General features: G+C 69.4%; 27 protein-coding genes. 25 read left to right on the top strand and 2 right to left on the bottom strand.

Going from position 1 to position 24597, the window contains the following annotated elements:
* Positions 1–67: 67 nt before the first annotated feature.
* From ACFU7D_RS09825 to ACFU7D_RS09765, 13 genes are all read left to right on the top strand, one after another.
* A complete protein-coding gene (locus tag ACFU7D_RS09825; protein WP_378866324.1) occupies positions 68–523 on the top strand; it encodes a type II 3-dehydroquinate dehydratase in 456 nt (151 codons plus the stop codon).
* Positions 524–593: 70 nt separating this feature from the next.
* A complete protein-coding gene (locus ACFU7D_RS09820) occupies positions 594–1181 on the top strand; it encodes a hypothetical protein (RefSeq protein WP_378866321.1) in 588 nt (195 codons plus the stop codon).
* A gap of 116 nt (positions 1182–1297) precedes the next feature.
* Positions 1298–1864, top strand: coding sequence for an elongation factor P (gene efp, locus ACFU7D_RS09815; RefSeq protein ID WP_091041298.1), 567 nt, complete (start codon positions 1298–1300; stop codon positions 1862–1864).
* A gap of 3 nt (positions 1865–1867) precedes the next feature.
* Positions 1868–2281, top strand: a complete 414-nt coding sequence (gene nusB / locus ACFU7D_RS09810; RefSeq protein ID WP_378726030.1) for a transcription antitermination factor NusB — start codon at positions 1868–1870, stop codon at positions 2279–2281.
* A 174-nt stretch (positions 2282–2455) separates the two neighbouring features.
* Positions 2456–3637 carry a MinD/ParA family protein gene (locus tag ACFU7D_RS09805; protein WP_378726028.1) on the top strand — a complete coding sequence of 394 codons (1182 nt, stop codon included), beginning with the start codon at positions 2456–2458 and terminating at the stop codon, positions 3635–3637.
* Positions 3638–3661: 24 nt separating this feature from the next.
* A complete protein-coding gene (locus ACFU7D_RS09800) occupies positions 3662–4672 on the top strand; it encodes an NADPH:quinone reductase (protein ID WP_378866318.1) in 1011 nt (336 codons plus the stop codon).
* Positions 4673–4734: 62 nt separating this feature from the next.
* Positions 4735–5310 carry a bifunctional pyr operon transcriptional regulator/uracil phosphoribosyltransferase PyrR gene (pyrR, locus tag ACFU7D_RS09795; RefSeq protein ID WP_378726025.1) on the top strand — a complete coding sequence of 192 codons (576 nt, stop codon included), beginning with the start codon at positions 4735–4737 and terminating at the stop codon, positions 5308–5310.
* The gene (locus ACFU7D_RS09790; protein WP_378866315.1) at positions 5307–6248 is read left to right on the top strand and encodes an aspartate carbamoyltransferase catalytic subunit; all 942 of its coding nucleotides are present in this window, start codon (positions 5307–5309) and stop codon (positions 6246–6248) included. Before pyrR ends, ACFU7D_RS09790 begins: the two co-directional genes overlap by 4 nt.
* The gene (locus tag ACFU7D_RS09785; RefSeq protein WP_378866312.1) at positions 6245–7534 is read left to right on the top strand and encodes a dihydroorotase; all 1290 of its coding nucleotides are present in this window, start codon (positions 6245–6247) and stop codon (positions 7532–7534) included. The genes ACFU7D_RS09790 and ACFU7D_RS09785 overlap by 4 nt, the downstream gene beginning before the upstream one ends.
* 11 nt (positions 7535–7545) lie before the next feature.
* Positions 7546–8307 (top strand): methyltransferase domain-containing protein, encoded by a 762-nt coding sequence (locus tag ACFU7D_RS09780; protein WP_378866309.1) that lies wholly within the window; start codon positions 7546–7548, stop codon positions 8305–8307.
* Positions 8308–8317: 10 nt separating this feature from the next.
* Positions 8318–8668, top strand: a complete 351-nt coding sequence (locus ACFU7D_RS09775) for a DUF2200 domain-containing protein (protein ID WP_378866306.1) — start codon at positions 8318–8320, stop codon at positions 8666–8668.
* Positions 8669–8794: 126 nt separating this feature from the next.
* A complete protein-coding gene (locus ACFU7D_RS09770) occupies positions 8795–10417 on the top strand; it encodes an ABC-F family ATP-binding cassette domain-containing protein (protein ID WP_378866303.1) in 1623 nt (540 codons plus the stop codon).
* Positions 10418–10515: 98 nt separating this feature from the next.
* Positions 10516–10950, top strand: coding sequence for a hypothetical protein (locus ACFU7D_RS09765; protein ID WP_378866300.1), 435 nt, complete (start codon positions 10516–10518; stop codon positions 10948–10950).
* Here the strand turns inward: ACFU7D_RS09765 and ACFU7D_RS09760 are convergent.
* Entirely contained in the window at positions 10934–11125 is a 192-nt protein-coding gene (locus ACFU7D_RS09760) for a type II toxin-antitoxin system VapB family antitoxin (RefSeq protein ID WP_378726010.1), read from the bottom strand. The genes ACFU7D_RS09765 and ACFU7D_RS09760 overlap by 17 nt on opposite strands.
* 123 nt (positions 11126–11248) lie before the next feature.
* Here ACFU7D_RS09760 and ACFU7D_RS09755 point away from each other — a divergent pair, with 123 nt between their 5' ends.
* Positions 11249–11836, top strand: a complete 588-nt coding sequence (locus ACFU7D_RS09755) for an NUDIX hydrolase (protein WP_378866297.1) — start codon at positions 11249–11251, stop codon at positions 11834–11836.
* Positions 11837–11914: 78 nt separating this feature from the next.
* Here ACFU7D_RS09755 and ACFU7D_RS09750 read toward each other — a convergent pair whose 3' ends face one another.
* A complete protein-coding gene (locus ACFU7D_RS09750; protein ID WP_378866294.1) occupies positions 11915–12421 on the bottom strand; it encodes an endonuclease V in 507 nt (168 codons plus the stop codon).
* A gap of 110 nt (positions 12422–12531) precedes the next feature.
* Between ACFU7D_RS09750 and ACFU7D_RS09745 the strand changes: the two genes are divergently transcribed.
* From ACFU7D_RS09745 to metK, 11 genes are all read left to right on the top strand, one after another.
* On the top strand, positions 12532–13518 hold the full coding sequence (locus tag ACFU7D_RS09745) for an AIM24 family protein (protein ID WP_378726005.1): 987 nt from the start codon (positions 12532–12534) through the stop codon (positions 13516–13518).
* Positions 13519–13673: 155 nt separating this feature from the next.
* The gene (gene carA / locus ACFU7D_RS09740; protein WP_378866291.1) at positions 13674–14810 is read left to right on the top strand and encodes a glutamine-hydrolyzing carbamoyl-phosphate synthase small subunit; all 1137 of its coding nucleotides are present in this window, start codon (positions 13674–13676) and stop codon (positions 14808–14810) included.
* Positions 14811–14813: 3 nt separating this feature from the next.
* The gene (gene carB, locus ACFU7D_RS09735) at positions 14814–18149 is read left to right on the top strand and encodes a carbamoyl-phosphate synthase large subunit (RefSeq protein WP_378866288.1); all 3336 of its coding nucleotides are present in this window, start codon (positions 14814–14816) and stop codon (positions 18147–18149) included.
* Positions 18146–19186: a quinone-dependent dihydroorotate dehydrogenase gene (locus ACFU7D_RS09730; RefSeq protein ID WP_378725998.1), complete on the top strand. Its 1041-nt coding sequence runs from the start codon at positions 18146–18148 to the stop codon at positions 19184–19186. Before carB ends, ACFU7D_RS09730 begins: the two co-directional genes overlap by 4 nt.
* On the top strand, positions 19183–20010 hold the full coding sequence (gene pyrF / locus ACFU7D_RS09725; protein ID WP_378866283.1) for an orotidine-5'-phosphate decarboxylase: 828 nt from the start codon (positions 19183–19185) through the stop codon (positions 20008–20010). Before ACFU7D_RS09730 ends, pyrF begins: the two co-directional genes overlap by 4 nt.
* A 65-nt stretch (positions 20011–20075) precedes the next feature.
* A complete protein-coding gene (locus ACFU7D_RS09720; RefSeq protein WP_378866280.1) occupies positions 20076–20525 on the top strand; it encodes a hypothetical protein in 450 nt (149 codons plus the stop codon).
* A 164-nt stretch (positions 20526–20689) separates the two neighbouring features.
* Entirely contained in the window at positions 20690–21010 is a 321-nt protein-coding gene (gene mihF / locus ACFU7D_RS09715) for an integration host factor, actinobacterial type (RefSeq protein WP_168381123.1), read from the top strand.
* Positions 21007–21642, top strand: a complete 636-nt coding sequence (gene gmk, locus ACFU7D_RS09710) for a guanylate kinase (protein WP_378866277.1) — start codon at positions 21007–21009, stop codon at positions 21640–21642. Before mihF ends, gmk begins: the two co-directional genes overlap by 4 nt.
* Positions 21643–21649: 7 nt before the next feature.
* Positions 21650–21973, top strand: a complete 324-nt coding sequence (gene rpoZ / locus ACFU7D_RS09705) for a DNA-directed RNA polymerase subunit omega (RefSeq protein ID WP_378725991.1) — start codon at positions 21650–21652, stop codon at positions 21971–21973.
* Positions 21974–22043: 70 nt separating this feature from the next.
* Positions 22044–23255 carry a bifunctional phosphopantothenoylcysteine decarboxylase/phosphopantothenate--cysteine ligase CoaBC gene (gene coaBC, locus ACFU7D_RS09700; RefSeq protein WP_378866274.1) on the top strand — a complete coding sequence of 404 codons (1212 nt, stop codon included), beginning with the start codon at positions 22044–22046 and terminating at the stop codon, positions 23253–23255.
* A 130-nt stretch (positions 23256–23385) separates the two neighbouring features.
* Complete coding sequence (gene metK, locus ACFU7D_RS09695) at positions 23386–24585, top strand: methionine adenosyltransferase (protein ID WP_378866271.1); 1200 nt, start codon at positions 23386–23388, stop codon at positions 24583–24585.
* The last annotated feature ends 12 nt before the right edge of the window (positions 24586–24597 follow it).

Below are 24597 nucleotides of genomic sequence, written 5' to 3'. Positions count from 1 at the left end.
GGGTGTCGGATCCAGTGTCGCACAATATAAGTGACCGCTTAGATTTGGTTCGTGACAGGATGACCCGGTGAGCAAGAAGCTGCAACCGGTCCTGGTCCTCAACGGTCCCAATCTCGGACGACTCGGGAAGCGTCAGCCCGAGATCTACGGGCACACCACCCACGACGAGCTCGCCGCGATGTGCGTCGACTGGGGTCATGCGCTCGGCTTCGCCGTGGACGTACGTCAGACCAACCACGAGGGCGACATGGTCGACTGGCTCAACGCCGCGGCCGACAAGGGCGTCCCGGTCGTGCTCAACGCGGCCGCCTGGACTCACTACTCCTACGCCATCTACGACGCCTGCGCGCAGCTGACCGCCCCGCTCGTCGAGGTGCACATCTCCGAGCCGCTCGAGCGGCCCGAGGTCTTCCGGCACACCAGCGTCATCACCCCGCACGCGGCCGCGGTCGTGGCGGGCAAGGGCATCGACGGCTACCACGAGGCGCTCTCGGTCATCGCCGCGAAGCTCACCGACGCCTGACCTGACCCATATTGGCGATCGCCGCCGCCCTGACTCCTGACAGGACGGCTTCCGGGGCCACCGTGAGCACATGGGTCGGGTGGCGGCAGGTCTCGCGCGGGTCCTCGCCGTCCTGCTCGCGGGCGGGGTGCTCGGCGCGCTGATCGGTGGCGTCGGCGGGCGGGTCGTGATGTACCTGCTCGTCCGGCTCAGTCCGGAGGCCGACGGCGTCACCAGCGACGACGGGTTCGAGATGGGCCGGTTCACCTTGGACGGCTCACTGAACCTCGTCGTGGTCTGCACGGTGCTCGGTGTCGTCGGCGCGGTGGTCTACCTGATCATCCGGTGGCTGCTGTTCGGGCCCTGGTGGTTCCGCGTCCTCAGCGTCACCCTCGCCGCCGGCGTCGGAGTGGGCAACATCATCGTCCACACCGACGGCGTCGACTTCAGCCTGCTCCAGCCGGCCCTGGTCTCCGTGCTGGCGTTCGTGGCGGTTCCCGCGGCGTACGGTGCCGCCCTGACCGTCGTCGCGGAGCGATGGATCCTGACCGCCTGGCCCGTTCCGCCGCAGACCGGGGCAGTGGGGAGCGCCACGCTGTGGGTGTTGCGCGCGGTGGCGCTGGCCGTCGGCGTACTGTCGCTGGTGGATCTCGCCGGTAAGACCGCGGTCGTTGCTTGATTCGGCCCTGTGCGGACTCGCGGATAGGATTCTCCGAGGCCCTTCGGGCCCCAGGGACATTGACAAATGAAGCCTGCATCGGTGCAGGTCAAAGAGACGAAGGCTGACGGACGGTTATGGCGACGACGAACGACCTCAAGAACGGCATGGTGCTGAAGATCGAGGGCCAGCTCTGGCAGGTGGTCGAGTTCCAGCACGTGAAGCCCGGCAAGGGTCCGGCCTTCGTCCGCACCAAGCTGAAGAACGTCGAGTCGGGCAAGAACGTCGACAAGACCTTCAACGCCGGCACCAAGGTCGAGACCGCCACGGTCGACCGCCGCTCGTTCCAGTACCTCTACAACGACGGCTCCAACTTCGTCTTCATGGACGTCGCCGACTTCGACCAGGTCGAGGTCGACCCGGAGATCATCGGCGACAGCGCCGGCTTCCTCCTGGAGAACCAGGAGGTCATCCTGGCCACCAACGAGGGTCGCGTGCTCTTCGTCGAGCTCCCGCCGTCGGTCGAGCTCGTCATCTCCTACACCGAGCCCGGGGTCATGGGTGACTCGGCCACCGGCCGCACCAAGCCCGCCACCCTGGAGACCGGCGCCGAGATCCAGGTGCCGCTTTTCATCGAGCAGGGCGAGAAGATCAAGGTCGACACCCGCGAGGGCGGTTCCTACCTCTCCCGCGTCAAGGGCTGACCTGTGGCTCACGTCGCCACCGCCCGCACCAAGGCCCGTAAGCGCGCGCTCGACCTGCTCTTCGCCGCCGAGGCCCGTGGACTCTCCGCAGGTGATCTGCTCGACCAGCAGATCCGCGAGGGTGAGGTGCCCAACAACCCGTTCACGGTCAAGCTCGTCCGTGGTGTGGTCGCCGAGTCCGAGCGCATCGACGCTCTGATCTCGGCCTTCGCCAAGGACTGGTCGCTGACCCGGATGCCCGCGGTCGACCGCAACGTGCTCCGCCTCGGCGTCTGGGAGCTCATCGACGGCGACGTCGCCGCCGAGGTCGCGATCAGCGAGGCCACCGCCCTGGTGACCGAGCTGTCGACCGACGACTCGCCGTCCTTCGTCAACGGTGTGCTCGCCGCGGTCGCGAAGGACCTCGCCAAGGCCTGATCGGCATGAGACGTACGCCTGTCCGGGACTGTTCCGGGCAGGCGTAGCGTCATTTCAGGGTGCGGCGCGACGCGTGTGTTTTCCGGTTATCGACGATTGCTTCGGTCGGGACCGTATGTTTGGACCCAAGGCTGAGATGGAGGCCGTAACCCAGCACCCGTATTCGGAGAGCGCATGACGCAGGAGAACAACCCCTACGACGAGCCGGACTCGCGCACCCGGCCGACCGGAGCACCCTCGCACTGGGTGACGCCGCCTCCGCCGCAGACGGCGGGACGGCCGCCGACGCCCCCAGCACAGCCCCAGCCCGACCCGAGTCAGGAGGCGACTCGCATCACCAACCCACAGGTCACCACGACACCCGCCCCGCCCCCTCCGGTGGCGGTGACGCCGCCCCCTCCGGCCGTCCACGGCCTCGAGGTCCCCAGCGCGACCGACTTCCTCGACCGGCGCGCGGAGTCGGCCGGGTTCGGTCCCGCGACCTGGGGCTGGCGAGGCGCGATCCGCAAGATGTCCGGTGGGCTGATCAGCCCCAAGATGGGCCAGGACGAGGTCGCCTACGAGCAGGACCGGGCGATGATCCAGCGCGACTTCGACGGGCCTCGCACCATCGTCTTCATCAACCCCAAGGGCGGTGCCGCCAAGACGACCGGCGTGCTGGCGGCGGGCTACACCTTCGGCACCGTGCGTGGTGGCGGGATCGTCGCCTGGGACAACAACGAGACCCGCGGCACCCTCGGCATCCGCGGCATGCGGAGCACCCACCGCAACACCACCCGCGAGCTGCTCGACAACCTCGCCGCGTTCAACAACGTCCACCAGTCCCGCATTGGCGACCTCGGTGCGTTCGTACGCTCCCAGGGTGACGCTCACTTCGACGTGCTCGCCTCCGACGAGCGCCCCGATGTCACCGGCCAGATTCACGCCGACGACTTCGGGCAGGTGCACCAGCTCCTGGAGCGCTTCTACAAGGTGATTCTGGTCGACACCGGCAACAACATGCGTGCCGAGAACTGGCTGGCCGCCGCCGACACCGCCGACCTGCTGGTGGTGACCTCGACGGTGCGCGAGGACACCGGCTACAGCGGCCTGTGGATGCTCGACGCGCTCCAGGAGTCGGGCTACGCCGACCTCAAGCTGAAGACGATCACCGTGCTCTCCGACCCGTCCCCGAAGGTCGACACCAACCTGGCTCGTGACCTCACCGAGGTCTACCAGCAGCGCACCCGCGGGGTCTACCGGGTCCCGTTCGACCCGGTGCTCGTCGCGGGGTCCACGGTCCAGTACTCCCAGCTCTCGGAGGACACCAAGATGTCGTGGCTGAAGGCCTGCGCCGGGATGGCGCACGCGCTCTAGCCACGGGCCGCTAACGTCGGAGTCATGCGCGCAGTCGTCTACTCCGAGAACGGTCCCTCCTCCGCCATGCGTCTGACCGAGCGCCCGGTGCCGAAGCCCGGCCCGGGCGAGGTCCTGGTCAGGCTGGTGCGGGCGGGGGTCAACCCCACCGACTGGAAGGTACGCGCCGGCCTGAGCGCCACCCTCACGACTCCCGAGGCGACCCCGGGTCAGGACGGTGCCGGCGTGGTCGAGGAGGTCGGCGAGGGCGTCAGGACCCACATCGTCGGTCAGCCGGTGTGGCTCTTCATGGTCCAGCACGGGCAGGCCTGGGGCACCGCGGCGGAGTACGTCACCGTCCCGGCCCACAAGGCCGTCGAGCTGGCCGCGGGTGCCTCCTACGACCTCGGCGCCTCGCTAGGCGTCCCGGCGATGACGGCCCACCGGGCGCTCACCTCCGGCACGGTGGAGCGGGTGGCCCCGGGGTCGTTCGACGGCCTCACCATCCTCGTCCACGGGGGCGCCGGAGCGGTCGGCAACGCCGCGATCCAGCTGGCCGTATGGGCCGGTGCAACCGTGATCACCACGGTCAGCTCCGCGGAGAAGGCGGAGCTGGCGAGGGCCGCCGGTGCGCACCACATCGTCAACTACCGCGATGGCGACGCGGCCGCTGCGATCCGCGAGATCGCGCCCGACGGCGTCGACCTGGTCGTCGAGGTCGCCCCGGCGGTCAACAACGACCTGGACCGCGCGGTCATCGCCAAGCGCGGCACGATCGCGATCTACGCCAACAACGGCGGCGACGAGCTCACCATGCCGCTGCGGGCGACCTTCTCGCTCAACCTGCGCTACCAGTTCATCCAGCTCTACGGCATCGAGCCGGAGCAGATCCGGGCGGCGGCCGACGACGTCGCCGCAGCCGTGGCGGCAGGGGCACTGCGGGTCGGCCCGGAGGGCGGCGTACCTCTTCACCACTACCGGCTCGAGGAGACCGCCGCCGCCCACGACGCGGTCGAGGCGGGTGCGGTCGGGAAAGTGCTGATCGACCTGGAGTGAGGATAGGGTTGGCCCGATCCTTTAACGAGCCGTCCCGTGAGGCGGAGAAGGAGACCACAACCTTGTCTGATGCTGTCCACGAGCCGTCGACCGATGGCCGTGTCGTGCTCGATGCCCGTGACATCTCCCGGGCGCTGACCCGGATCTCCCACGAGATCCTGGAGCGCAACCGCGATGCGGAAGACCTGGTGCTGCTGGGTCTGCACACCCGTGGGGTGCCGCTGGCCAAGCGGATCGCCACGCGGATCGAGGCCGCCGAAGGCCATCCGGTCGCGCACGGCGCGCTCGATGTGACGATGTACCGCGACGACCTGCGCACCCATCCCACCCGCGCCCCGCACCACACCGAGATCCCGCCCGGCGGCATCGACGGCAAGACCGTGGTGCTGGTCGACGACGTGCTCTTCTCGGGCCGCACCGTCCGCGCCGCGCTCGACGCCCTCGCCGACTACGGCCGCCCCGCCGTCGTACGCCTGGCCGTTCTCGTCGACCGCGGCCACCGGCAGCTGCCGATCCGGGCCGACCACGTCGGCAAGAACCTCCCCACCGCCCGCTCCGAGCGGGTCGGGCTGCGCCTGGAGGAGATCGACGGCATCGACGAGGTACGCATCGTGGAGCTGGAAGGGGTGCCCGCATGACCCGCCACCTGCTGTCCATCGATGACGTGAGCGCCGAGGAGATCCAGCGGCTCTTCGCCACCGCCGCCGAGATGCACGACGTCCAGAAGCGCGAGGTCAAGAAGCTCCCGGCGCTGCGCGGGCGTACGGTGATCAACCTCTTCTTCGAGGACTCGACCCGCACCCGGTCCTCCTTCGAGATCGCGGGGAAGTGGCTCTCGGCCGACGTGATCAACCTGTCGGCGAAGGGCTCCTCGGCCTCGAAGGGTGAGTCGCTGCGCGACACCGTGCTGACCGTGACCGCGATGGGAGTCGACGGCCTGGTGATGCGTCACTCGGCCTCCGGCGCGGCTCATCAGGTCGCGGGCTGGCTCGACATCCCGGTGATCAACGCCGGCGACGGGATGCACGAGCACCCGACCCAGGCCCTGCTCGACGGCTACACGCTCCAGCGTCAGCTCGGCGGACCTGGCTCCCTGGAGGGTAAGCGGATCGCGATCGTCGGCGACCTGACCCACTCGCGGGTGTTCCGGTCCAACGTGAAGTCGTTGATCAAGCTCGGCGCTTCCGTGACCGCCGTCGCTCCGCCCACGCTGATGCCCTCGGGCATCACCGAGTGGGCCAAGGCCGACGGCTTCGCCACCTCCTACTCGCTCGACGACGTGCTGCCGGAGGTCGATGCGGTGATGATGCTGCGCGTCCAGCGGGAGCGGATGAGCGGTGGCTACTTCCCGACGTCGCGGGAGTACACGGTCGGCTACGGGCTCACCCGTCAGCGGCTCGGCATGCTGCGCCCGGGCGCGCCGATCCTGCACCCCGGGCCGATGAACCGTGGCCTGGAGATCTCTCCGGAGGCCGCCGACGACGCCTCCTCGCGGATTCTCGACCAGGTCTCGGCCGGGGTCGCGATCCGGATGTCCGTCCTCTACCACCTGCTTGCCGGCGAGGAGTCCGCATGAGCCTGTTGATCAAGGGAGTCTCCGTCCTCGGGGCCGAGCCGACCGATGTGTACGTCGAGGACGGGGTGATCCGCGAGGTCGGTGCCTCCGCTGCTTCGGCCGACGAGGTCGTCGACGCCTCGGGGCTCGTGCTGCTGCCGGGCCTGGTCGACCTGCACACCCACCTGCGTCAGCCGGGCCGCGAGGACGCCGAGACGGTCGCCTCGGGTGCGGCGGCGGCCGCTGCCGGCGGCTACACCGCCGTGCTCGCGATGGCCAACACCTCGCCGGTCACCGACACGGCCGAGGCCGCGGTCTCGGTGTGGGACCTCGGCCGCGAGGCGGGGTTGGCCGATGTGTTCCCTGTCGGCGCGGTGACCAAGGGCCTGGCCGGCGAGGAGCTCGCCGAGCTGTCCCTGATGAACCGTTCCCGGGCTGGCGTCAAGGTCTTCTCCGACGATGGCAAGTGCGTCTCGGACCCGCGGGTGATGCGGCGGGCGCTGGAGTACGTCAAGGCGTTCGGCGGCGTGATCTCCCAGCACTCCCAGGACCCCTCGCTGGCGCCTTACGGTTCGGCCTGCTGCCACGAGGGTGAGCTCTCCGGCAGGCTCGGTCTGCCCGGCTGGCCGGGAGTCGCGGAGGAGGTCATCGTCGCCCGCGACGTGATGCTCGCCCGCCACACCGGCTCGCGCGTCCACGTCGCCCACGCCTCCACCGCCGGCACGGTCGAGGTGCTGCGCTGGGCGAAGGCGCAGGCGGAGAAGGACGGCAGCTGGGCCGTCACCGCGGAGGTCACCCCGCACCACCTGCTGCTGACCACCGACCTGCTCGCCGGCTACGACCCGACCTTCAAGGTCAACCCGCCCCTGCGCCCTGCCGAGGACGTCGAGGCCCTGCGGGCGGCCCTGGCCGACGGCACCATCGACGCGGTCGCGACCGACCACGCCCCGCACGCGCGTCAGGACAAGGAGCACGCCTTCGTCGACGCAGCCTTCGGGATGCTCGGGCTCGAGGAGGCGCTCTCGGTCGTCTCGACCGTCATGGTCTCCTCCGGTCTGCTGGACTGGGCCGGCGTCGCCCGGGTCATGTCGACGACCCCGGCGCGGATCGCCGGGCTCGAGGAGCACGGTCGCCCGATCGCGGTCGGTGAGCCGGCCAACCTGGCGCTCGTCGACCCGGCCGCGACCTACGTCGTGGATCGCGCCCGCTCGCTCTCGCTCTCCCGTAACAACCCCTGGCACGATCGCAAGCTCACCGGTCGCGTCGTCGCCACCTACCTGCGGGGGAAGCAGACCTACGCCGGTTAGGCTCCACCGCCGTGACCGACGTCTTCTCCGAGAAGCTGGCGCAGTGGCGCGCCTACACCGCGACCCCGTGGGGCCGGATCCGCTACACCGTGGTGGAGGAGATCCTCCGGCGCCAGTGTGCGGAGCTGGGGGAGGGGCTCCGGATCCTCGACGTGGGCGGCGGCGACGGGATGGACGCGCTGCCGCTGGCGCTGGTCGGGCACGACGTCACGATCCTCGACCCGTCGGAGTCCTGGCTGGCCGAGGCGGAGCGGCGGGCTGTGGAGGCGGGCACGTCGGTGACCACGCTCGTCGGCGGTCTCGACGACCTGCTCGAGGGGGAGTGGGATCTGGTCCTGTGCCACTTCGTGCTGCACTATCGGTCGGCCGCGGCTGGAGACGTACGCCGCCTGGCGGCCGCCGTGCGCCCGGGCGGTCGTGTCTCGGTGATGGTCCCCAACCCGGCGAGCATGGTGCTGCGCCAACTGGTCACGGGCGGTCCCGAGGCCGCGCTCACCGAGCTGCGCGCGGACACCAAGCGCACCGTGACCTTCGACCATGACGTACGCAAGGTTCCGATGGGCGACCTCGAGGCCGAGCTCGCTTCGGCGGGGCTTCGCCTCACCGGCCGCTTCGGCACCAGGATCGCCAACGACCTGCTCACCGACGACGCCGCGAAGGCTGACCCCGCCTACTTCGACCGCCTTCTCGAGCTCGAGCGCGAGCTGTGCGACCAGGAGCCGTTCGTACGCGTCGCAGGGATGTACCAGCTCGTCGCGGAACGGCCGGGTTAGGCTCGGGAGCGTGGATAACCTCGAGCGCGTCTACAAGATGCCCTTCGGCTCCGTCTACCCGCACTACGTGACCAAGGTGGAGAAGAAGGGCCGGAGCACGGCCGAGCTGCACCAGGTGATCACCTGGCTGACCGGCTTCGACGACGACGCGATCGCCAAGCACATCGAGGCGGGGACGAGCTTCGAGGAGTTCTTCACCGCCGCCGACCTCAACCCGAGCTCGGAGCTGATCACCGGTGTGGTGTGCGGCGTGCGGGTCCAGGAGATCGAAGACCCGGTCATGCGCCAGGTGCGCTACCTCGACAAGCTCGTCGACGAGCTGGCCAAGGGCAAGGCGATGGAGAAGATCCTGCGCGGTTAACCGGTTGGACGGCGCAGCGGTCGCCGCGTACTCTTTACTCATCATGAAGTTCCTGCGCTGACCTCCGACCCGCGCCCGAGGCACATGCCCGGCGGGTCGTCCTCGAACCCGAAGGCCAGCGCTCTGATGTCATCTTCCATCGTTTCCGGACCGATCGTCGTCCGCGACCTCTCCGTCTCCTTCCGCAGCGGCTCCGTCCTCGCCGGGATAGACCTCACCGTCTCCCCGGGCGAGCGGATCGCGCTCGTGGGGGAGAACGGTGCCGGCAAGTCCACGCTGCTCCGCGCTATCGCACACCGGCTACCGCGCACCGCCCAACGCACGGGCACGCTCGAGGCGCCGGATGATCTCGTCTGGCTGCCCCAGGAGCCGCCGTTCCGCGACGCGGCGAGCATCGAGGACGTACTCGCGACCACCCTGCGCCCGCTCCGCGAGGCCGTCGCCACGGTCGAGACGCTTGCCGACCGTCTCGACGACCCCGAGGTCGCCGAGACGTACGCGAGCGCGCTCGACTTCGCGGTGGCCCACGACGCGTGGGACGCCGACCGGCGGGCGATCCTGGCCGCCGAGCGTCTCGGCCTCAGCGGCCTGGACCGGGAGCGCCCGGTCAGCACGCTCTCCGGCGGGCAGCGGACCAGGCTGGCGCTGGCGACCGCGATCACCCGCCGTCCCGACGCGCTGCTGCTCGACGAGCCGACCAACCACCTCGACGACGAGGCGGTCGCGGTCCTGGGGGAGTTCCTGCGCGACCTCCCCGGCGTCGTGCTGATGGCCTCCCACGATCGCGTCTTCCTCGACGAGGTCGCCACCGGCCTCTTCGACCTCGACCCCACAGCCTTCGGCACAGACGGTGCCGGCGGGCGGCTCTTCGGTGGCGGCTGGAGCGCCTACGAGGAGGCACGGCAGGCAGCTCGCGAACGGTGGGAGCAGACGTTCGCGGAGCAGCAGGACGAGCTCAAGCGGCTGCGCACCGCGACCAGGATCGGCAACGACGCGATCGCCCACAACCGCGGCCCGACCGACAACGACAAGTTCATCTACAAGTTCAAGGGCAGCAACGTCGAGCGCACCGTCGCCCGCCGCAAGAAGGACGCCAACCGGCGCCTGGAGGAAGCCGAGGAGGCACAGGTACGCAAGCCGCCACCGCCCCTGCGGCTCAACGCCGAGCTGTCGGCTGCCGGCGCGAGCGGGAGGATGGTCGTCGTACGCGACCTGATGGTCGAGGAGCGGGTCAGTGTGCCGATCCTGGACATCATGGCGGGGGAGCACCTGCTGATCACCGGGCCCAACGGCAGCGGCAAGTCGACGCTGCTCGGGGTGATCTCCGGGCGCGTCAAACCGACCTCCGGGGAGGTCCAGGTCAGCGCCCGGCACGTCGAGGAGCTCACCCAGGACCCGCAGTTCGGGGACCTGCGCCGCAAGGTCGCCGACGTCTACCTCGAGTCGGTGGGGGAGGTGCTGTCGACCCAGGTGCCGCTGCGGGACCTCGGCCTGGTCCACCCGCGTGACCTCAACCGGCCCGTGGGCGCGCTGAGCGTGGGTCAGCGCCGGCGTCTGGACCTGGCGATCGCCATTGCCACCGGCCCGGACCTGCTGCTGCTCGACGAGCCGACCAACCACATCTCGCTCACCCTGGCGGGCGAGCTGGAGGAGGCGATCGGAGTCACTGCGGGCACCATCGTCGTGGCCTCCCACGACCGTTGGCTGCGGCAGCGCTGGACCGGTCAGGAGCACCGGCTGGTGCCCTGACGGGCCACTTGCGGGCGAAACCCTGTGGATGAGCAGCGTTATCCACAGGCGCCGAGATCCTCGTTGTCCTCCTCGACGGGCCATGGTGCCGTTGACCCATGACCGACAAGATTCCGTACGCTCCAGTCCTCCGCACCCAGGCCGACGTCGAGGCGGCCTGGCGACACCTGATCAACCCGCTCGGCTGGCCCGAGCCACGGCTGTGGTTCATGCTCGTCGGTGCGGACGGCGTCCCGTTCCCGCAGCTGTGCCAGATCGAGGAGGTGCCCGTCGAGATCGGCGACGACGGTGCTGCCCAGGTTGCCGCGATGCTCCATCACCTGGTCGATGATCTGGGCCTCGACCGGGTCGAGCTCCTGCTGTGCCGGCCGGGCGGTGGCCAACCCAGCCAGTCCGACCGGACGAACGCCGCCCATCTCTACGGAGCGTGTGCCGCGGCGGCGGTGCCGCTCGATGTCATCCACCTCGCGACCGACCAAGACTTCTGGCCCGTCCCGTTGGACGCGCTCGGCGAGCTCAGAACTCCAGCGTGACCTTCGTGTCGCCGAGCTCGCGCGAGACGATGCCGTCGAACTCCGCCGAGGCGGCCTCACGCTCGACCAGGTCACGCAGCGCGTGGTCGATCGCAGCCTGGTTGGTCGTCGTCCCGGCGATCTTCCTCGCTTCGGCCAACAGCTCTTCGTCGATGCTGATCGACGTCTCGGTCATGGCGTACCCCCGCACGGAAATCTGGATGAAACATCGAAACGCTAGCGGTGCACAACCATGCAACGCAATGACCTGCGAGAACCGTCACATCGTGTCGCACTCACCCGGCTATGGTGCACGACCATGAGCCCGGAGGATCGACTGCTGACCGACATCTCGATCATGGTGGACACGATCGAGCCGATGGACACCGAGGAGAGCGGCCACATCGCCGACGCGTCGGCCTGGCTGTGCGTGACCAACGACGTCTTCCGACGTCGCACCGCTCCGACCGAACCTGCCAAGCACCTGGTCTCCTACTTCCTGCTGCTCGACCCGGTCAGTGGCCACATCCTGCTGGGGGACCACCGCAAGTCGGGCCTCTGGCTGCCCTCCGGCGGTCACGTCGAGCCGGGCGAGAACCCCACCGACACCGTTCGTCGTGAATGCCGCGAGGAACTGGGAGTCGAGGCGCGGTTCCACCCCGACCTCGGGCCACGCCCGCTGTTCGTCACCGTCACCAGGACCCGGCCAGACCGCCCGGACCCGCACACCGACGTCAGCCTCTGGTTCGTGCTCGCCCACGACCACCGGATCCCTGTGGTGCCGGACGAGCGGGAGTACGCCGGGGTGCGCTGGTGGACACCGTCCGAGATCAGAGCCGCCGACCAGAGGTCCTTCGACCCGCACATGGGCCGGATGCTCGACAAGCTGAAGACCCTCGGCGCCTGAGCGTCAAAGTAGTACCGACAACGGGTTTGTGCAGCAGGCGGCTGCACAATCAGCCGATTGCTGAACGAGGCCGACCTGTCAGGCCAGCGATCGGGCGAGGCGGTCTACGAGTCGCAGCGCTTCGGGGATACGGGCGGTGCCGGACATCGCGCTGACGAGGGCGGCGGCATCGGTCGGCGAGATTCCGGCGGCCGTGACGTACAGCGGTTTGGTCGAGCTTCCGCGGAGGACGGGTTCGGCGTGGGTGGCGCTGCGGAACGCGGTCTTGGCGACGCCGATGACCGCTGGTGCGAGGCCGGCGTTCCAGACGTGCCACCCCAGACCGGGCCGTCCCGTCGGGTCGAGGTCGACGTATCCGTCAACGATGAGTACCTCGAGCGGGTCAACGTCATCGAGAAGGGCGATCAGCGCGGGGAGCTCCCGCTCGTAGAACCTTCCCGGGACGTAGTCGGCGACCTCGTCGAGCCAGGCCGTACGTTCCTCCGCGACCGAGGTGAACTCTGCCTCGCGGCTCGCTACGAGCGCGGCGCGGCCCCCTCCGGACGGCGGGTAATGGACGTCGACCGCCCCGAACCTGATCGTCACGGTCACAGAATAGGGCGGGCGTGCGGGAACACCGGTGAGTCGCACATCGAGCACATGCCAGGATGGAGGCGAGAAGGGCCGACGTGGGTCCATAGACGTAGGGGTTAGAGATGACGGACGCGAACTGGTACCCGGACCCGACGGGTCAGGCCGAGCTTCGCTACTACGACGGGAGCCAATGGACCGAGCACGTGTCCACGGGCGGGCAGCAGTCGACGGCACCCCTGACACCGCCTCAGGCCACTGTGGAGCAGGAGGCGCCGACGCAGGTCGGGTCGGCGCAGGCGGTGCAGGCCGCGTACGGCGAGAGCGCCCAGGCGCAGCCGGCCCAGGCTGCGTCGGCTCAGTACGCGTCGGGTCAGTACGCGCAGCAGGCCGCGCATGCGCAGGCCGCTCAGCCACAGCCCACGGGCGACCCGTTCGCCGGGATCTCGGGTGACCTGATCGACGGCCGCTTCGCCGAGATCGAGGGCAGCGGCGCGGTGCTGCAGAACAAGAAGCTCCTGCGTGTACGCGTCGGGGAGCCGTTCCAGGCGCGCCAGGGCTCGATGGTGGCGTATCAGGGCAATGTGCAGTTCAAGTACCAGGGCGGAGGTGTGGGGAAGTTCCTCAAGAAGGCCGTGACCGGTGAGGGCCTCAGCCTGATGGGCGTCGAGGGTCAGGGCGACGTCTTCCTGGCCGACGCGGCCAAGGAGGTCCACATCCTCCAGCTGAACAACTCCGGCATCTCGATCAACGGCGACCACGTGCTGGCCTTCTCCGGCAGCCTGCAGTGGAACATCGAGCGGGTCCAGGGCGCCGGCATGCTCACCGGCGGTCTCTTCAACACGACGCTGCGCGGCACCGGCTGGATCGCCGTCACCACGGAGGGCGATCCGGTGGTCCTCAACGCCGGTGAGGCACCGACCTTCGCCGACACCAACGCGGTCGTCGGCTGGTCGCTCGGTCTGCAGACCAGCCTGCAGAAGTCGCTCACCGCCGGTGCGCTCATCGGCCGGGGCAGCGGCGAGGCGTTCCAGGTCGCCTTCCACGGCGCGGGCTTCGTCATCGTGCAGCCGTCCGAGGGCGCGGTCGTGCCGCCCCACTCGCACGGCTGAGCACGTCCCGAACGGGCTGAATGCCGCGTACGTCACATGGTGGCGTACGCGGCGGACGCCAACTGCCGTCAACCGGCATCGGCTTGATACTGTCACCAGCAAGTTGACCGACATCCTTTAAGCACCGTCCTGTGAGGCGGAGAAGGAGGTACGGCGTGCCGCTGCATGCCCACAAAGAAGCACTCCTCGTACTCGAGGATGGTCGATCGTTCCGGGGGGAGTCGTTCGGTGCCGAGGGTGAGACCTTCGGCGAGGCGGTCTTCTCCACCGGCATGACGGGCTATCAGGAGACGCTGACCGACCCGAGCTACCACCAGCAGGTGGTCGTCATGACCGCGCCGCACGTCGGCAACACCGGCGTGAACGACGAGGACCCCGAGTCCCGCCGGATCTGGGTCGCCGGATACGTCGTCCGCGACCCTGCCCGGGTCTCCTCCAACTGGCGCGCCCAGCGCACCCTCGACGACGACCTGCGTGACCAGTCCGTGGTCGGCATCAGCGGGATCGACACCCGCGCCCTGACCCGCCACCTGCGGGAGCGCGGCGCGATGCGCGTCGGGATCTCGACGATCGAGACCGACCCCGAGGTCCTGCTGAAGAAGGTGCTCGCCAGCGCCGAGATGAGCGGTGCGAACCTCTCCGACGCGGTCAGCACCCAGGAGGCGTACGTCGTCCCCGCCAAGGGTGAGAAGCGGTTCACCGTCGCGGCCCTCGACCTGGGCATCAAGGAGATGACCCCGGAGCGGATGGCCGAGCGCGGCATCGAGGTGCACGTCCTGCCGGCGACCGCGTCCCTCGAGGACGTCCTCGCGACGAACCCTGACGGGCTCTTCTACTCCAACGGCCCCGGCGACCCGGCGGCGACCACCGGCCAGGTGGAGCTGCTCAAGGCGGCGCTGGCCGAGAACGTCCCCTACTTCGGCATCTGCTTCGGCAACCAGCTCTTCGGCCGCGCGCTGGGTTTTGGGACGTACAAGCTCAAGTACGGCCACCGCGGGATCAACCAGCCGGTCATGGACCTCACCACCCGCAAGGTCGAGGTGACCGCCCACAACCATGGCTTCGCGGTCGACGCACCCGTAGGGGAAGAGACGACGACCGAGTACGGCATCGCGACCGTCTCCCACGTCAACCTCAACGACGACTGCGTCGAAGGCCTCGAGCTCAAGGACGCCGAGACGGGGAAGCTCAAGGGCTTCTCGGTCCAGTACCACCCGGAGGCAGCGGCAGGCCCGCACGATGCCGCCTACCTCTTCGACCGGTTCATCTCTCTCATGGCGAAGGAGGTCTGAGCGATGCCCAAGCGCGAAGACATCAAGTCCGTGCTCGTGATCGGCTCCGGCCCGATCGTCATCGGCCAGGCCTGCGAGTTCGACTATTCCGGCACCCAGGCCTGTCGCGTGCTGCGCGAGGAGGGGATCCGGGTCGTCCTGGTCAACTCCAACCCGGCCACGATCATGACCGACCCGGAGTTCGCCGACGCGACCTACGTCGAGCCGATCACCCCGGAGTTTGTCGAGAAGGTCATCGCCAAGGAGCGCCCCGACGCGCTCCTGGCCACTCTCGGCGGCCAGACCGCGCTCAACTGCGCGGTGGCGCTCGACGAGCGCGGGATCCTGGAGAAGTACGACGTCGAGCTGATCGGCGCGAGCATCGACGCGATCCAGCGCGGTGAGAACCGCGAGCAGTTCAAGCAGATCGTCGCCGAGCTCGGTGGCGAGAGCGCGAAGTCTGTCATCTGCCACTCGATGGACGACCTGCTCGCCGGCGCCGAGGTGCTCGGCTACCCCGTGGTCATCCGACCGAGCTTCACGATGGGCGGATCGGGTTCGGGCTTCGCGTACGACGAGACCGAGCTGCGACGCCTGGGCGGGGCCGGTCTTGCGGCCAGCCCGACCACCGAGGTGCTCCTGGAGGAGTCGATCCTCGGCTGGAAGGAGTACGAGCTCGAGGTCATGCGGGACCGCAAGGACAACTCGGTCATCGTCTGCTCCATCGAGAACCTCGACCCGATGGGCGTGCACACCGGCGACTCGATCACCGTCGCCCCGGCGATGACGCTGACCGACCGCGAGTACCAGAAGCTCCGCGACCTGGCGATCGGCATCATCCGCGCGGTCGGCGTGGACACCGGCGGCTGCAACATCCAGTACGCCGTCAACCCGGCCGACGGTCGGATCATCGTCATCGAGATGAACCCGCGCGTCTCGCGCTCCTCCGCGCTGGCCTCCAAGGCGACCGGCTACCCGATCGCCAAGATCGCCGCCAAGGTCGCCATCGGCTACACCCTCGACGAGATCGAGAACGACATCACCGCCGGGCCCAACGGCTCGACCGCCGCCTCCTTCGAGCCGACGCTCGACTACGTCGTGGTCAAGGTCCCGCGCTTCGCCTTCGAGAAGTTCCCGGGCGCCGACACCAAGCTGACCACGCACATGAAGAGCGTCGGCGAGGCGATGGCGATCGGCCGCAACTTCACCGAGGCGCTCCAGAAGGCCCTGCGCTCCCTGGAGAAGCCTGAGGCGGTCTTCGACTGGACCCAGGAGGTCGTCGAGCTCGACAAGCCCGCGCTGCTGGAGGAGATCAAGGTCCCCACCGACGGCCGGCTCAAGCGGGTCATGGACGCGATCCGCTCCGGTGCGACGCCGGAGGAGATCTTCGAGAGCACCAAGATCGACCCCTGGTTCATCGACCAGCTCTTCCTGATCAACGAGATCGCCCAGGAGATCATCGCGGCGCCCGAGCTGACCGCCGACGTGCTCCGCTACGCCAAGCGGCACGGCTTCTCCGACTACCAGCTCGGCAAGATGCGCGGCATGACCGCGGACGTCGTTCGAGGCGTACGCCACGCGCTGAACATCCGCCCGGTCTACAAGACGGTCGACACCTGTGCGGCCGAGTTCGAGGCACGTACGCCCTACCACTACTCCTCCTACGACGAGGAGACCGAGGTCGCGCCCCGGGAGAAGGAGGCCGTGATCATCCTCGGCTCCGGGCCCAACCGGATCGGGCAGGGGATCGAGTTCGACTACTCCTGCGTGCACGCCTCCCTCGCGCTGAGCGAGGCCGGCTACGAGACCGTGATGGTCAACTGCAACCCGGAGACGGTCTCGACCGACTACGACACCTCCGACCGGCTCTACTTCGAGCCGCTCACCTTGGAGGACGTGCTCGAGATCGTCCACGCCGAGCAGCAGGCCGGGCCGGTCGTCGGGGTCATCTGCCAGCTAGGTGGCCAGACCCCGCTCGGGCTCGCGCAGGCACTCAAGGACAACGGGGTGCCGATCGTCGGCACCAGCCCCGAGGCCATCCACCTCGCCGAGGAGCGCGGCGCCTTCGGCCGGGTGCTCCACAAGGCCGGCCTGGTCGCGCCCAAGCACGGCATGGCCACCACGTTCAACGAGGCCCGTGAGATCGCCGCCGAGATCGGCTACCCGGTCCTGGTCCGACCCTCCTACGTCCTCGGTGGCCGCGGCATGCAGATCGTCTACGACGACGACGCGCTGCGCTCCTACATCGAGGCCGCGACCGAGGTCACCCCGGACAAGCCGGTGATGGTCGACAAGTTCGTCGACGACGCCGTCGAGATCGACGTCGACGCCCTCTACGACGGCACCGAGCTGTTCCTGGGCGGCGTCATGGAGCACATCGAGGAGGCCGGCATCCACTCCGGCGACTCCTCCTGCGCGCTGCCGCCGATCACCCTCGGCGCCGCCGAGGTCGAGCGCATCCGCGTGGCCACCCTGGCGATCGCCGAAGGCGTGGGCGTACGCGGCCTGCTCAACATCCAGTACGCCCTCGGCTCCGACGTGCTCTACGTCATCGAGGCCAACCCGCGCGCCTCCCGCACCGTCCCGTTCGTCTCCAAGGCGACCGCGACCCCGCTGGCCAAGGCCGCGGCGCGGGTGATGCTCGGCGAGTCGATCGCAGAGCTCCGCTCGGCCGGGGTGCTGCCGGCGACCGGAGACGGGGGAGCGCTGCCGCCCAACCAGCCGATCGCGGTCAAGGAAGCGGTCATGCCGTTCAACCGGTTCCGCACCCCGGAGGGCCAGCAGGTCGACACCGTGCTCGGTCCGGAGATGAAGTCGACCGGCGAGGTCATGGGGCTCGACTCCGACTTCGGCCGCGCCTTCGCCAAGAGCCAGGCCGGTGCGTTCGGCCCGCTGCCGACCTCCGGGCGGATCTTCGTGAGCATGGCCAACCGTGACAAGCGCACCATGATCTTCCCGATCAAGGTGCTCGCCGACCACGGCTTCGAGATCTTCGCGACCGAGGGCACCGCCGAGGTGCTGCGCCGCAACGGGGTGCCCTCGCGGCTGATGCGCAAGCACTCCCAGGGCACCGGGCCCGACGGCGAGAAGACGACCGTTCAGCGGATCCTCGACGGCGAGGTCGACCTGGTCATCAACACGCCCAACGGCACCTCCAACGCCAGGTCCGCCCGGATGGACGGCTACGAGATCCGCACCGCCGCGGTGATGGCCAACATCGCCTGCATCACCACGGTCCAGGGTCTCGGCGCCGCCGTGCAGGGCATCGAGGCGCTGCGGCGCGGTGAGATCGACGTACGCAGCCTGCAGGAGTGGCGCGACGTCGTCGGTCACCACGACGGCGGAGTGTCGGCCCAGTGAAGGCCTACCGGACCCTGTTCGACAAGGTCCTGACCAAGACCGATCCGGAACGTGTTCACCAGCAGGCTTTCGCCGCGATCCGGGCCGCCGGGCCAGCACTGTCCAGGACGCGTACGCCGGGTGCTCCCGTGCACGCGATGGGACTCACCTTCCCGAACGTGATCGGCCTGGCCGCCGGCTTCGACAAGAACGCGGTCGGCATCGACGCGCTGGGCGGGCTCGGCTTCGGGCATGTCGAGATCGGCACGGTCACCGGGGAGGGGCAGCCGGGCAACCCTGCGCCGCGTCTCTTCCGGCTGCCGGCCGACCGCGCCGTGATCAACCGGATGGGCTTCAACAACGAGGGCGCCGAGGCGGTCGCCGCCCGGCTGGCGAGCCGTCTGGAGCGCCGGGGCACGGCGGCCGGCGGACCGGTCCTCGGCATCAACATCGGCAAGACCAAGCTCGTCCCGGAGGACGACCAGGCGGCCGTCGAGGCCGACTACGCCAAGTCGGCCCGGCTGCTGGCCCCCTATGCCGACTACCTGGTGGTCAACGTCTCCTCGCCCAACACGCCCGGCCTGCGCAGCCTGCAGTCGGTCGAGAAGCTGCAGCCGCTGCTGGAGCACGTCCGCTCCATCGCGGACCAGGTCACCAAGCACCGGGTCCCGCTGCTGGTCAAGATCGCCCCCGACCTGGCCGACTCCGACGTCGTCGAGGTCGCCGACCTGGCCGGCGCGATCGGCCTGGACGGGATCATCGCGACCAACACCACCATCGGTCGTGAGCACCTCGCCTCGGCGCCCGCCGAGATCACCGCGGCCGGTGCCGGCGGTCTCTCCGGCGCCCCGCTGAAGGCGCGTGCCCTCGACGTCCTGCGGCTGCTCCGCAGCCGGGTCAGCCCCGAGATGACCCTCGTCGGGGTCGGTGGCATCGCCACCGTCGAGGACGCCCGCGAGCGCCTGGCCGCCGGTGCCGACCTGCTCCAGGGCTACACCGGGTTCATCTACGAAGGGCCCGGCTACGCCCGCCGGATCGCGAACGGGGTGGCTCGATGACGTTCGGTGCTCGCTATGCGGCCGCCCTCGCGGAGCGGGGGAGGCTCTGTGCCGGGATCGACCCGCACGCCTCCCTGCTCCTCGACTGGGGCCTCGACGACGACCTCGCGGGCCTGGAGCGGTTCGCCCTGACCGCGGTCGAGGGCCTGGCCCCCTACGTCCCCGTCATCAAGCCGCAGAGCGCCTTCTACGAGCGGTTCGGCTCGCGCGGCGTCGCGGTGCTGGAGCGGGTCATCGCCGAGTCGAAGGCCGCCGGCGCGCTGGTGCTCCTCGACATCAAGCGAGGCGACATCGGCTCCACCAGCCAGGCGTACGCCGACGCCTACCTCGATCCGACCAGCCCGTTGGGCGCCGACGCGGTGACGGTGAGCCCCTATCTCGGGTTCGGCTCGCTGACGCCGTTCGTCGAGACGGCGACGAAGTTCGACGCCGGGCTGTTCGTCCTCGCCCTGACCTCCAACAAGGAGGGCCCCGAGGTGCAGCACGCGACGGTCGAGGACGGCCGCAGCGTCGGGCGGGTCATGCTCGACCACCTGCGTCGGCTGAACGAGGCCGAGACCCCGCTGGGCTCCTTCGGCGCGGTCGTCGGCGCGACCGTCGACGGCGCGGATGGTGCTGGGGTGGCGTACGACTTCGGGTTCAACGGCCCCATCCTGGCGCCGGGCTTCGGCGAGCAGGGCGGCACCCCGGCCGACCTCGCCCGGATCTTCGGTGCCGCCAACGCCAACGTGGTCGCCAGCACCAGCCGCGGGCTGCTGCGCAAGGGCCCGGACGTGGCCGCGCTGCGTGACGAGGCGCTGCGGCTGCGCGACCAGCTCGGCTGAGGTCTGTCCCTATCCCTGGATACCTTGGTGAAGGAACCCACCCCCGCGCCTGCGAGACTGACCCGATGACCAGTCTCCGGATGGCCGCCCAGTTCCTCGTCCTGCCGATTCTCGCCGCCGGCCTGAGCTCGTGCGGTGATCCGATCGACGACTACTGCAAGTCCCTCGAGGGCCATCAGGAGCAGCTGACGAACACCCTGGGGGAGGACGGCACCAGCGGGCTGATCGCCGCCCTGCCGATCTTCGAGGACCTCGAGCGCAACGCGCCCGACGACATCGCGAAGGACTGGAAGACGCTCACGGGGGCGATCTCGGGCCTCAGCACGGCTCTGGAGGACGCCGGCGTCTCGGCCGACGACTTCGAGAACGGCGAGCCGCCCGAGGGCGTCAGCGACGCCGAGGCGAAGAAGATCGCCGCGGCGGCCACGAAGGTGAGCGACACGAAGACGCAAGAGGCGTCCGTACGCGTCCAGCAGCAGGCCCGGGACGTGTGTCACACGTCCTTGACCCTGTGAACCGAATGGACACCAGTTAGGCGACCCCGATTGCCGCCCCGGCAACGTAATGGCTAGATTGGCGCGAGCGCTTACTTTCAGCGCTCAGCCGGGGGGCACGATCCCTGTACCGCGCGACCCGGTTGCCCTGTCGACTACACATCTGATCGTGAAAGGGAGTCTTCGTGGCTCTGCCTCCGGACATCACCCCTGAACAGCGCGCTGCCGCGCTCGTCAAAGCCGCGGCCTCGCGCCAGGAGAGGGCTGCTGTCAAGAACAAGGTCCGCACTGGCGGCATGTCCGTCCTCGAGGTCATCGAGGAAGGGAAGAAGAACGAGGTCGTCGGCAAGATGAAGGTCATCGACCTGCTGACCTCCCACCCCGGCCTCGGTGAGGTGCGGGCAACCCAGATGATGGAGCGTCTCGGCATCGCGATGAGCCGCCGTGTGCAGGGCCTCGGCCCCAAGCAGGTGGCCGCGCTGGTCGAGGAGTTCGCTCGCCGATGAGTCTGATGGCGGACGAGAAGACCCCGGCCGGCGCCGGCGAGGGCCACGAGAAGCGACTGGTCGTCCTGGCCGGTCCGACCGCGGTCGGCAAGGGCACCGTCGCAGCGGCGGTGCGCGACGACCACCCCGAGGTCTTCTTGTCCGTCTCGGCGACGACCCGTAAGCCTCGCGTGGGCGAGGTGCACGGGGTGCACTACCTGTTCGTCTCCGACGAGGAGTTCGACGCGATGATCGCCGGTGGCGAGCTGCTGGAGTGGGCCACCGTCCACAACCTGGCGCGCTACGGCACTCCTCGTGGTCCCGTCGAGGCGGCGCTGGCCGAGGGACGCCCGGCGATGCTCGAGATCGACCTGCAGGGCGCCCGGCTCGTGCGCGAGACCATGCCCGAGGCGATCTTCGTCTTCCTGGCCCCGCCGAGCTGGGACGAGCTCGTACGCCGACTGGTCGGTCGAGGCACCGAGACCGAGGCCGAGCGGGAGCGCCGCCTGGAGACCGCGCGGGTCGAGCTGGCGGCGGAGAAGGAGTTCGACGTCACGATCGTGAACCACGAAGTTCATCAGGCAGCCGATGAGTTGGTAACCTTGATGACGCTCGGGCTTCCGAGCAAGAAATCCGACCAAGCCGACAAGTGAGGCTCACGTGGCTGCCCCTCAGATCGACGCCCAGGGCGTGACCAACCCCTCGATCGACGACCTGCTGACGAAGACCGACAGCAAGTACAAGCTGGTTCTCTACAGCGCCCAGCGGGCTCGCCAGATCAACGCCTACTACTCCCAGCTCGGCGAAGGCCTCCTGGAGTACGTCGGCCCCCTGGTCGACACCCACGTTCAGGAGAAGCCCCTCTCGATCGCGCTGCGCGAGATCAACGAGGACCTGCTGACCTGCGAGGACATCGACCCGGCCGAGCTGGCCGCCCAGGCCGCGGCTCAGGCCGCCGCCGAGGCGCCTGCCGCCGACGCCTGATCGTCCAGGTCTTCCGCTGTCCACCAACAGCACCACTCCGGCCGCTCCCCCCGAGGGGGAGCGGCCGCGCGTGGTCCTAGGGGTCGCCGGCGGCATCGCCGCCTACAAGGCGGCCGAGCTGCTACGCCGGTTCACCGAGTCCGGCCATGACGTGACCGTGGTCCCCACGGCCGCCGCCCTCGAGTTCGTCGGCGCGCCCACCTGGGCGGCGCTGTCGGGCAAGGAGGTCGCCACCGGCGTCTTCGAGAACATCACCGAGGTCCCGCACGTACGCATCGGGCAGCAGGCCGACCTCGTCGTGGTCGCGCCCGCGACCGCCAACACGCTCGCCCGCGCGGCCCACGGCCTCGCGGACGATCTGCTCAGCAACGTACTGCTCACCGCGCGCTGCCCGGTCGTGTTCGCCCCGGCGATGCACACCGAGATGTGGGAGCACCCGGCGACCCAGGCCAACGTCGCCACCCTGCGTGAACGCGGCAACATCGTCATCGAGCCCGCCGAGGGCCGGCTGACCGGCAAGGACACCGGCAAGGGTCGCCTGCCCGAGCCGGCCGAGATCTTCGAGCTCTCCCGTGCCGTCCTCGCCCATGGCGGGCGCGCCGACCTCGTCGGTCGCCGCGTCGTCGTCTCGGCCGGCGGCACCCGGGAATACCTGGACCCGGTCCGCTACCTCGGCAACCGCTCCTCCGGGCTCCAGGGCTATGCGATCGCCCGTGCCGCGGCCGCCCGGGGTGCCGAGGTGACCCTGGTCGCCGCCAACGTGACCCTGCCCGACCCGGCCGGCCTGAAGGTCGTACGTGTCGGCACGACCGCCGAGCTGCGCGACGCCGTGGTCTCCGCGGCCACCGGTGCGGACGCGGTCGTCATGGCCGCCGCCCCTGCCGACTTCCGGCCCACCGGGATGAGCGAGTCCAAGATCAAGAAGGCCGCCGACGGGTCGGCGCCGACGATCGAGCTGATGCAGAACCCCGACATCCTGGCCGAGATCTCCCACCACCGGACCAAGCCCGGTCAGGTCGTCGTGGGGTTCGCGGCCGAGACCGGCGACGCGACCGGATCGGTGCTCGAGCTCGCCACGGCCAAGCTGAAGCGGAAGGGCTGCGACCTGCTTGTCGTCAACGACGTCAGCGGCGGCGCGGTCTTCGGCAGCGAGGTCAACAAAGCGGTCATCCTGGGCGCCGACGGAGGACACGTCGACGTGGCCGAAGGGGCGAAGTCAGCCCTCGCAGAGGTGATCTGGGACCAGATCTCCTTACGCCTCGATGAACAACATACAAACTGAACGACACGCCGTGCGCCACGATGAGGACCACCCCTGTGGTCCTGGGGTTCGGGGTCTATGTTTGTCGACCAGAACGATTGACGTTTATCTGCTTGAACTACCCACATGAACCTGTGAAACGGAGCTACACGTGACCGGACGTCTCTTCACGTCGGAGTCGGTGACCGAGGGGCACCCGGACAAGATCGCCGACCAGATCAGCGACACGGTGCTCGACTACCTGCTCGAGCACGACCCCAAGAGCCGGGTGGCTGTCGAGACCCTGCTCACCACCGGCCTGGTCGTTGTCGCCGGCGAGGTGACCACCGACGCCTACGCGCCGGTCGCCCAGCTCGTGCGCCAGAAGATCCTCGAGATCGGCTACGACTCCTCCCTCAAGGGCTTCGACGGTCACTCCTGCGGTGTCCAGGTCGCCATCGGCGCCCAGAGCCAGGACATCGCCCAGGGCGTCGACACCGCCGAGGAGCACCGCCTGGAGAGCTCGGTCGACGAGCTCGACCTGCAGGGTGCCGGCGACCAGGGCCTGATGTTCGGCTACGCCTGCGACGACACGCCCGAGCTGTTCCCGCTGCCCATCAAGATGGCGCAGACGTTCGCGGAGCGACTCACGGCGGTCCGCAAGGACGGCACGCTGGACTACCTGCGTCCCGACGGCAAGACCCAGGTCACCATCGAGTACGACGACGAGGGCCGCGCCGTCCGCGTGGACACCGTCGTCCTCTCCACGCAGCACTCCGAGGAGACCACCCAGGAGCAGCTCCACGCCGACATCAAGAAGTACGTCATCGAGCCGGTGCTCGAGCAGTTCAAGTCGTCGGTTCCCTTCGACGGCTACAAGCTGCACATCAACCCGACCGGCCGCTTCGTCGTCGGTGGCCCGATGGGTGATGCGGGCCTGACCGGCCGCAAGATCATCGTCGACACCTACGGCGGCATGGCCCGCCACGGCGGCGGCGCCTTCTCGGGCAAGGACCCGTCGAAGGTCGACCGGTCGGCTGCGTACGCCATGCGCTGGGTGGCCAAGAACATCGTCGCCGCGGGCCTGGCCCGTCGCGCCGAGGTGCAGGTCGCCTATGCCATCGGCAAGGCCCAGCCCGTCGGCGTCTTCGTGGAGACCTTCGGCACCCACACCGTGCCCGAGGCCAACATCCAGAAGGCCGTCCTGGAGGTCTTCGACCTCCGCCCGGCCGCGATCCTGCGTGACCTCGACCTGCTCCGCCCGATCTACGCCAAGACCGCTGCGTACGGTCACTTCGGCCGCGAGCTCCCCGAGTTCACCTGGGAGCGCACCGACCGCGCCGACGCCCTCAAGGCTGCCGCCGGCGCCTGATCCACCCAACAC

It is taken from the genome of Nocardioides sp. NPDC057577 (assembly GCF_042801335.1).
Classification (GTDB): domain Bacteria; phylum Actinomycetota; class Actinomycetes; order Propionibacteriales; family Nocardioidaceae; genus Nocardioides.
This window is presented reverse-complemented; position numbering and strand designations above follow the sequence as displayed.